Source organism: Paenibacillus sp. JT22N1, assembly GCF_059692155.1.
This window is the reverse complement of sequence record NZ_JCAUAW010000017.1, coordinates 163,305-171,876: the sequence shown is the minus strand read 5'-3', so window position 1 is coordinate 171,876 and position 8,572 is coordinate 163,305. Positions and strand designations below refer to the sequence as shown.

Below are 8,572 nucleotides of genomic sequence, written 5' to 3'. Positions count from 1 at the left end.
TTTCAAACGTACTTCTTCTCCTAATCTTTTTCCCATCCCGGATCATCCCCTTTGTAAATAAGTTTAATTTATTTAACGGGAGGACTCCAGTTTATTTAGGGGGCCTAGGAGATAGTGCATCAAATTCAGTCTATATTGGCGATTCCAAGAGATTTGCTGCAAAAAGTGCATCAAATTATTCAATTTCTACCCATTTTCGTTCAAACTGCCGATATTTGATGCACAAAATGCATCATCGCCGCTCAAAATCAAAAATAGCCGATGATTTGATGCACTTTCTGCATCTATGATATGAAAGAAAGCCTCCAAACCCACGAACGATCCGTGGACATGGAGGCTTTTACTATATGATCACTCGAACGAAGCACGAAGATCGCTATTTTTCCGTTGAACAGACTTCATTAAATCGGCATTAACTTCTTTCTCGTCCGCCATGCTAATCAGCGCATGAACATCCTTCGGCAAGCATTTCCCGCCGTACCCGCGACTATCCTCATACACGAAGGTATGGCTGCGGCCGATTCTCGGGTCCTCGAGCCAAACCTCCCGCAGCTCATTGTAATCAATCCCGTGTGCTCCGGCAATATCATAAAACTCATTGCAAAACGACACTTTAAGCGCAAGGAAGCAATTCTCCATATACTTCGCCATTTCGGCTGTGCGGGCATCCGTCCGACGGATTCTCACTTCTGCGTTGTATACCTGCTGATAGGCACGGATCACAAGGCTAACGTCCTCAGATTCGCCTCCAAATGTAAGCCACGACCGATGACGCAAATCCGAAAAAGGATGATCAACGGTTTCTCCATAGTATTCCGGCTGGAACACGATTCTTTTCCCCGTTCGCTCCTTCATAGCGTCCGTGAACCCTACGGGAACTGTCGAGCGAATCACAATGACTTTAGCTGTCAGCCAAGTGATCACTTCTTCCACAATGGACGTATCACATTTGCCGCTCGGGAGCGAGGGAGTCGGAACACAGACGAAGACGACATCACCTTTGTTTACCTCCGCTTGGCTGCCCACCTGCATAGGTGCATCATAAACCGCAGCGTTTGGAAACAAAGCATGTATGGCCTTCCCAACATGACCGTATCCAACAATTCCTATGTTCATCGTCATCAGTCCTCGCTCCTTATGCTTAGCCATTCTAAATTCCTACTACAGCTATCACGCAGCCACTTTCTCTTCCTCTACCTGCTCCTGTTCATGACGCTTCTTCTGAACGGCAAGCAAGATGAATACCAAGAAGTAGTATCCCCAGTAACCGACGAATTCTTCCAATGAAGGGTTCTGCGTATAGCCTAGGAAAGCTTTGAAGAAAATGCCAACTTGGCCGTTAATAAGCGGCTCTTTACCCATGTCACGGAGATATTGCACACCATCAATTGGATGCTCCGGCATAAATCCCGTTATATTATATATTTCACCGATTTGGTGTCCCGCTGTCCGATACAAACTTCCAATAATACCCAAGTCCTGCATAATTCCGATGGCTTGCACGAACAACCCCGCAGAAATCATCATCAGAAACACACTGGTTATGCGAAAGAACGTACCCAGCCGAATTTTCTTCGTCCCTTTGAAAAAGAGAAGGCCAATTACGACAGCCAGAATGAGTCCACCCAGTGCTCCCCAGCTTTCGAGTGCTTTCTGTATATTTCCTCCCGTAATTGCGGCAAAGAAGAAAACCGTTTCCACGCCTTCGCGCACAACGACTAAGAACGAGTGGACAACCATATTAATGGCGCCGCCAATGGTTAGAATATGTGCAACCTTGCTCTGAACCTTTCCTTGCAGTTCACTATTTTGTTTGCCCATGAACATGATCATATGTGTCAGCAGCCCAGTAGAGACGAGCATGATACCGATTTTCAGGTAATTTTGGCTGCCCATACTGGCGAATCCGGTCAATAAAACCTGGAAAGCCAGGGCCAATCCGTAACTCACGATCAAGGCCAAAAATACACCAATCCATACCCACTTATGCCAGTGCACGGCATCAATACGAGTTAAATACGTAACGATTACACCAACAATGAGAATGGCCTCAAGCGCCTCACGAAATGTAATGAGAAATGCCTGTAAATCCATAATCTGCCCCCTGTTCTCTTCCTTGCTCCTGCATGCTGAAAGACACTTGCGCCTACTAGGCACAAGTGTCTTCGCTATGAACGAAATGATTAACGAAGAATGATAATTTCACCATTTTGGTAGAATACGCGTTTGCTGAACAACTCAGCTACTGCACGCAATGGAATGAAGGAGCTGCCATTTTCGATAATAACCGGTTGATCTAGTTTGACTTTCTCATTCACTTTACCATTCTCTACCACTTGATCGGATCCTAATGTAATTTCTGTTTTCTTACCATCTTTTGTGATAACAACTGTTTTCGTTGCATCTACCCATTCAACTTGAGCTTGAATCGCTTGTGCAATAACACGAACCGGCACTAATGTGCGACTGCTTTCTGCGTTGATGAAAGGGGCATTCTCAGCTGTGAAAGCTTTTCCGTCTACTTGGTAATCCTTACTGCCAATTTTCAAACTTGAACCATCTTTACCAACTTGGAACTTAAGAACTTGGAAGCCATACTCTTGTGCAGCAGCCAGATCAGATGCGTCAACAGCGTTTGAGAATTTCGTTGCCACTTCAACAGCAGCCGCATACTTCTCTTTACCTAAGAAAACTTCTTGGCTAGCAAGGAACATGTTGCCTTCTGCCGCATATCCGCGTGCACCTTGCAGGTCCCCAGCTTCAAGCTTCGTGAATGCTTGCTTCACATATTCGGATACTTTACCGATCATTGTACGGTGTAACGCATCTTGGATTTCGTCTTTTTTGATTTTGCTTGCATCGCCGGATGCGAAGGCATCTCTCACGAAGTTAGCATCTGCGATACTACCGCCTCTTAGGTATGTGTATACCGGCATGTAGAGGAAGTAAGCTTCTGTAATCGCTGCAGGTTGATCAGCAGGAGCCTTAGTAGCAATGCTTTCTGCGTATGTAAAAGTAGCGAGTGTGTAGTTTTTGATCAACGTTTTGTCTAAGAATTGACGGTGAACATTGAATTCATTTAAGTTATTCTCTTTAATATCTTTTTGCATAAGTTCAATCGTTGTTTTCAAAAGTGAAACCATGTTTAAGCTATATTTCGCGTCGCGTTTCACAACGTTTGGTTCAAGAACAGCTTCATAAATTTGTACAACTTTATCAAAAGCCGCTTTCGCTCCGGCAACATCGCCTTTGGTCAATGCAGGACGCACTTGGTTGTTGACCAAATCACGTACAGCCAAGAAATAGTACCATTGTAGACCCTTATCAATCGCTTGTTTCGCTTGGTCGACTTTCAAATCGCCTTTGATAGCACTGTCGAGGACAAGTGTGATGTTCGCATCGATCTTAGGATCGTCTGCTTTAATGGTTGTATCAATGCGTTTAACTTCGGTTTGGAATTTATCTACGTATAATTTCTGAACATCTGCAAGTACCGTTTTATCCGTGAAAAGAGCTTTGATATCCGTGAAAGACTTGATGGAGGCAGTGATCAATTGATCTTCTGTGATTTGGTATTTACTTTCTGCAAAAGCAACGGATGTAACGGTAACAACGCTAGATAAAGCTAGTGAAACACTTAAAGCTACAGCTAGAAATTTACGCATAATAAGTTTCTCCTCTATTCATCTCAAGTTTGTTTAAGAAATAATTAAATCCACTTTCTTTTACGAGCGAACCATACGCCCCCGCCAAGAAGTATGATAACCCCTCCGATAACAGCGACGCTGATAAACGGATTCGTTTTATCGGTACGCTCCATAGGTGCATGTGCAGACGCTTCTTTCGCCGAATCAGCTTGTTTAGCATCAGAACCTGTTGCTTCAGATGTTTTTGCCGGCGCTTCTACAGTCGCTGTAGGCTGAGCCGCTTCTGTGGTTGGCGCTGGACTAGCACTAGCCGTCGCAGTAGGCTCAGGCGACTTCGTCTCCACTGCTGCAGCTGCATCGGGTGCCTTCGTCTCTGTCGGTTTAGCATCTTTAACCGTTGACGCTGGTTGATCTGGCTTGACCGTTGCCTCGTTCTTAACCGGCGCAGTTGTTGCCTGCGGTTTGGGAACAGGAGTAGACTCACTTGGTGCAGCTGGCTTGACGTAAGCCTTATAAGGGAATAAAGGCTTCACCTTACCATAGATAAAATTGACCTTTTCCTTGAAGACATCTGGCTGTACATCCTTCTTCCCTACACCGAACAATCCAGGATTCCCTAGCGCTTCAAGTGCGGCTTCGAAAGCTTTATTAATTTCGCTCGAACCCGCCCCCACATAAGGCTCCAGTGTGTCAAAGGTTGCCTTAGCTTTGGCTAGCAAGAGTTTAGACTCTGCATAATCATCAATGCCTTTAACAGCATAGGTAAACCGTCGATCCAAGTTCATCACAAGGACAGCTTTGAAATTAGCAATGACTGCTTTACTATCTTTGGCCTGGAAATTAGCATCCAGTGTGGCAGCTATTCCTTCGCCGAAGTGCGATACGAGTTCTGCTCTAATCTCCTTGTAAGCACCTTCCGCAGCGCCCCAATTGTCCGCACCATCGCCTACACTGGTTTGAACCAGCTTAAAAGTTTCAGCGACTGCTTCTGTATTGGCGTCACCATACGAATAGGCCAACGCGGAGGACGGCAAGATGATCAACGCCGCTAGAACAAAAGTCAAACCGGCTAGTAGCCATCGTTTCATGTCTTCACCCCTGTTATGATTGTTTGGAACCTTGTTGTCATTGATAATGATAATCATTGTCCATATTTGTGTCAACCATTTTTTTACTCCACTAAAAAGAGGAGCCCAGACTTAACGCACCCACTCATATAAAATGACGTGAGCATAAGCCGGATCAAACAGCGCGTCTGACTTAAACTCAGCAAGCTGCTTAACATGCACCATCACCGATTTGCCTTGCTGCTCAAAGCCTTGAACGACATGATCGGTTAGCAGCACTCGCCGCTCGGGATTCGCCCCAGCCAACGCTTGAAAGTACCCGTACGTATAAATGCGCTGATGATCGTAGTCGGCCTGCAAGTACTGCAGAACTCTCGTTTCTTCCCATGTAAACAGCAGGAGAGGCTCTTGCAGGCTGCTTACATAGTCATGAAGCTGATAAACTGCCGGCTCTTCCAAGGCCTGCCGTTTCTGAAGCTGAGCCCCGTAGACGACTTGAATGGATATGAGGCTAATGAGGAGGGCGTATAGAATCATAGGCGCTTTTCTCAATAGACGTGTTCCATGCGTGGATGTCCTTAATCCCTCTGCAGTCCGGATAATAAAAGCAAACATAAGAAGCAATATCGGGGCAACGACAGGAACGATATGACGCGGTTTCTCAATGTTTTGACCAAAAAGTGCCCAGAGGGTATACAAAACGGCACATCCAACGAGCCAGAAGATATAACGGCGATTCTCATTGCCCTGCACACTTGGAGGAGCGAATCTTCGACCAATAACCGCTGCAGTAACCATAATAACAAGCCATAAGCCAATAAGAAGGGAACCGCCTAGCAGGGCTGATCCCAGTAAATTGTGTCCAATCAGCTGGTAGATTCTTTCTCCAATCGGCATCGGGGTAGAGATAACGCCGCCGCCCCATTCGGAGAAGTGTCCTTCAACGAAAGCTACAGAAAGCTTCCAGAAGCCAGCTAGGGTTCCTTCGGAAAGCACCAACCCAGCTATCCAAAGCAGTTGAAACAACAGCGCAGCCAAGGCCGAGCACCCCAGTCTCAGCCATCTTTGCCATCCTCTCACACCGTGCTGCCAAATTCCGTACCAGAGCGGCACTAACGCTAGACCGTATGGAAAGAAGGATAGGCGTGTCCCCATAAGGAAGCCGAACATCAGCAGCGCCAGACCATGGCGAAGCATGGAACCGGGACGATCCATCGCAAAGCGGATACTCCAAAGAAACCACCACAATAAGGCCATACCCGCACACTCCGACATGGGACGTGAGGACATGAGCCAAATGTAGGGGCTGCTTAACACGAGCGCAGGCAGTAAAAGACTCTTCATACCGCTACCCGTCAGACGGTTTGCCAGTAAAAACATCGGAAGCGCGGAGCTTAAGGCTGCCAGGGTATTGAAGACAGATAAAGCTTTAACGGGATTATTCATCCACTGGTTAATAAACCATCCGCCTAGAATAAAATACGGATAACCCGGAAAATGAGGCTGCATAGCGAGTAGATCATACCTATGCAGAGCCAATGTGAAATCGACCTCGTCCCACGTTCGCGCAAAGGGGCTGGCGTAGACAATACTCAGGCACGTCACTCCAGCAATAACCACAGCTGCGAACAGCGCCAACCATGTAGCATTGCGTCTCATACGCCCGCATCATCTCGATTCATCTGTGGATTCACAATGCGCTTGGAGATAGGACGTCTCATTTCTTTATAGATCGCTGGAAGAACGGAGGTTACATATTGTCTGAATTTGATGAAGGATTGCCCCTTCGTACGAACTTGATAGGTGATCGGAATCTCTTCCAAGCGATATCCTTGGCGAACCAGATTCAACGTAAGCACCTGAGCATAGTTATAATCGTGGACAATAACGGCATTCTCCATTGCATCGCGGGAAAACCCGCGCATCCCGGATTGGCCGTCATAAATCCATCTGCGCAGCAGGATCGCCTGCAGCAGTGTGAACGTATAGTTGCCTAAGCGGCGATGCAGCTTCATGCCTTGGATCTGCCCTTTGAAGCGTGAGCCAAAGGTGTAGTCCGCGCGCCTGGCGATGATAGGCGCAAGGACATCGGGAATTTGCTCTGGCGGATACTCATTATCCGCATCAATCATGATGCCAATGTCGGCACCTAGCAGGCAGCATTGCTTCAGCCCTTCACGAACGGCAGCGCCGAGCCCTTTATTGTGCGGGAACGACACGATATGGTCGGCTCCCGCTTCCCGCGCTACGACGACCGTACGGTCCTTGGACCCGTCGTCGATGACGAGCACCTCCACCTCAAACTGGGGGTGGAAAGCTCTCGGCACGCGGGCAATAACCCCGCTGATATTCTCTTCTTCGTTATGCGCAGGCATAAAAACGATGATTTTCTTCTTAGTCATGATGCTTGATAGCCTCCGTTAGAACTGGTCCGCGACTATGGCTCGGGAATGGCGCTCCCAGTAGATAAGCTAGGGTCGGAGCCATGGATACGAGGGAATGCTTTTCATCAATGCGTTTGCCCGCCTCAATCGCCCCACCATGCAGGAAGAAAGGCACATAACGCTCACCTTCATCCAAGTGGCCATGTCCGCCAATACCATCAGCCTGCCCGTGATCGGCACAAATGATAAGTGTCGTATTCTCCATCATGCCGCGCTCTTCAAGCCAGCCGACGAATTCTTCAATTAATTTATCGGCTTCTGCGATTTTTTGCGTGTAATCGTCATATAAAACGCCTCGGCTGTGGCCCGTTTGGTCAACACCAATCAATTGGGCAACGAGTAGATCCGGGTTTTGTTCGGCCATGATCTTCTTCGCCCGTTCGATAATATTTCGATCTGCGACATCGTTGTGCATCACAGCGGTCACACTCTCAACATCGTCTCCCATGGAGTCGATTAAGTGCGCTATGCCGAGCAAACGCCCTTTTTTGCCAACCTTACGCAGCGAATCAAAAATACTTTCAACCCGAATACCCAGCCTCCAAACCATATTGGAGCGAATACCATGCTCGCGCGGGTAAGTACCCGTGAACATCGAAGAGAAACATACCACGGTACGCGCAGGATATACGGTTTCCATTTGGGCATACTCCGTGCCTTCTGCTCGCAGTTTCTTCATAAATGGCGCGTCGGCTTCTTCAAAGCGCTCTTTGCGCATCCCGTCCACGACAATCACAATAACCTTCTTGTTCAGAGCTTGTCCGCCAGCTTGTACATCGCTTGAATCGCGTGTGTACGTAGGGATTTCGGCTGGTTTCCAGTCAAACAAATAGCGGTGGAGAATGAAGCTGTATATCAGCAATCCGCCTGCAAATAGAAGCCCCGTACCCACATCAGCGGAAACGCCAGCCTCAAATTGACGGTAATAATGATTCCAAACGAAAAGCAGCAGCAAGAACTTAGGCATCTGCTCCTGCGCATTGCCGCTAGTTGAGTCACTATTTTTCAGAACAAGCTTCCAGAAACGTGTGAAATTCCACCAAGTCGTCCCAATTCTCAGATGATAGTAAAAAGTGCCCCAGAAATATACCGTAAAGAAGTAGAACAACCCAAGCGCTAGCAAATACAGCGAGAAATCAGACCTCTCCCAAATCAGCAGCGCAGCAATTAACGGCATCCATAAATAATTTCGCAAAAAAAGCGGAAAATCGAAGCAATAATAAAGCACAAAAAGAGGGAGGGTCACGAGCAGCCCCAAACCAGCGGCACTCCAAAAACTAGGATCGGACCATACGCCGATATGATAGAGCAGAAAGACGCCCACAACGAAAATCGGGGTAAATGGTTTTCCCTCATTTAGCAAATTCCAGCATCGAGCTGCGACTATTTCAAACGATGAAGCTTTTTTCATGTT

Annotated in this window: 7 protein-coding genes; all 7 read right to left on the bottom strand. The window is 47.3% G+C overall.

Annotated features, from left to right (window positions below; translation table 11 throughout):
• Positions 1 to 351: 351 nt before the first annotated feature.
• The 7 genes from AC58UU_RS29110 to AC58UU_RS29080 all read right to left on the bottom strand — a co-directional run bounded on the left by AC58UU_RS29110 (position 352) and on the right by AC58UU_RS29080 (position 8,569).
• On the bottom strand, positions 352 to 1,149 hold the full coding sequence (locus tag AC58UU_RS29110) for a Rossmann-fold NAD(P)-binding domain-containing protein (protein ID WP_497320766.1): 798 nt from the start codon (positions 1,147 to 1,149) through the stop codon (positions 352 to 354).
• A gap of 21 nt (positions 1,150 to 1,170) precedes the next feature.
• Positions 1,171 to 2,094: an FTR1 family iron permease gene (locus AC58UU_RS29105; protein WP_497320765.1), complete on the bottom strand. Its 924-nt coding sequence runs from the start codon at positions 2,092 to 2,094 to the stop codon at positions 1,171 to 1,173.
• An 89-nt stretch (positions 2,095 to 2,183) separates the two neighbouring features.
• Positions 2,184 to 3,665, bottom strand: a complete 1,482-nt coding sequence (locus AC58UU_RS29100) for a copper amine oxidase N-terminal domain-containing protein (RefSeq protein ID WP_497320764.1) — start codon at positions 3,663 to 3,665, stop codon at positions 2,184 to 2,186.
• Positions 3,666 to 3,709: 44 nt separating this feature from the next.
• Positions 3,710 to 4,735: a hypothetical protein gene (locus AC58UU_RS29095; RefSeq protein ID WP_497320763.1), complete on the bottom strand. Its 1,026-nt coding sequence runs from the start codon at positions 4,733 to 4,735 to the stop codon at positions 3,710 to 3,712.
• Positions 4,736 to 4,846: 111 nt separating this feature from the next.
• Positions 4,847 to 6,373 (bottom strand): nucleoporin-interacting protein, encoded by a 1,527-nt coding sequence (locus AC58UU_RS29090; protein WP_497320761.1) that lies wholly within the window; start codon positions 6,371 to 6,373, stop codon positions 4,847 to 4,849.
• Positions 6,370 to 7,116, bottom strand: a complete 747-nt coding sequence (locus AC58UU_RS29085) for a glycosyltransferase family 2 protein (RefSeq protein ID WP_497320759.1) — start codon at positions 7,114 to 7,116, stop codon at positions 6,370 to 6,372. Before AC58UU_RS29085 ends, AC58UU_RS29090 begins: the two co-directional genes overlap by 4 nt.
• Entirely contained in the window at positions 7,109 to 8,569 is a 1,461-nt protein-coding gene (locus tag AC58UU_RS29080) for an alkaline phosphatase family protein (protein WP_497320757.1), read from the bottom strand. The genes AC58UU_RS29085 and AC58UU_RS29080 overlap by 8 nt, the downstream gene beginning before the upstream one ends.
• Positions 8,570 to 8,572 lie beyond the last annotated feature (3 nt).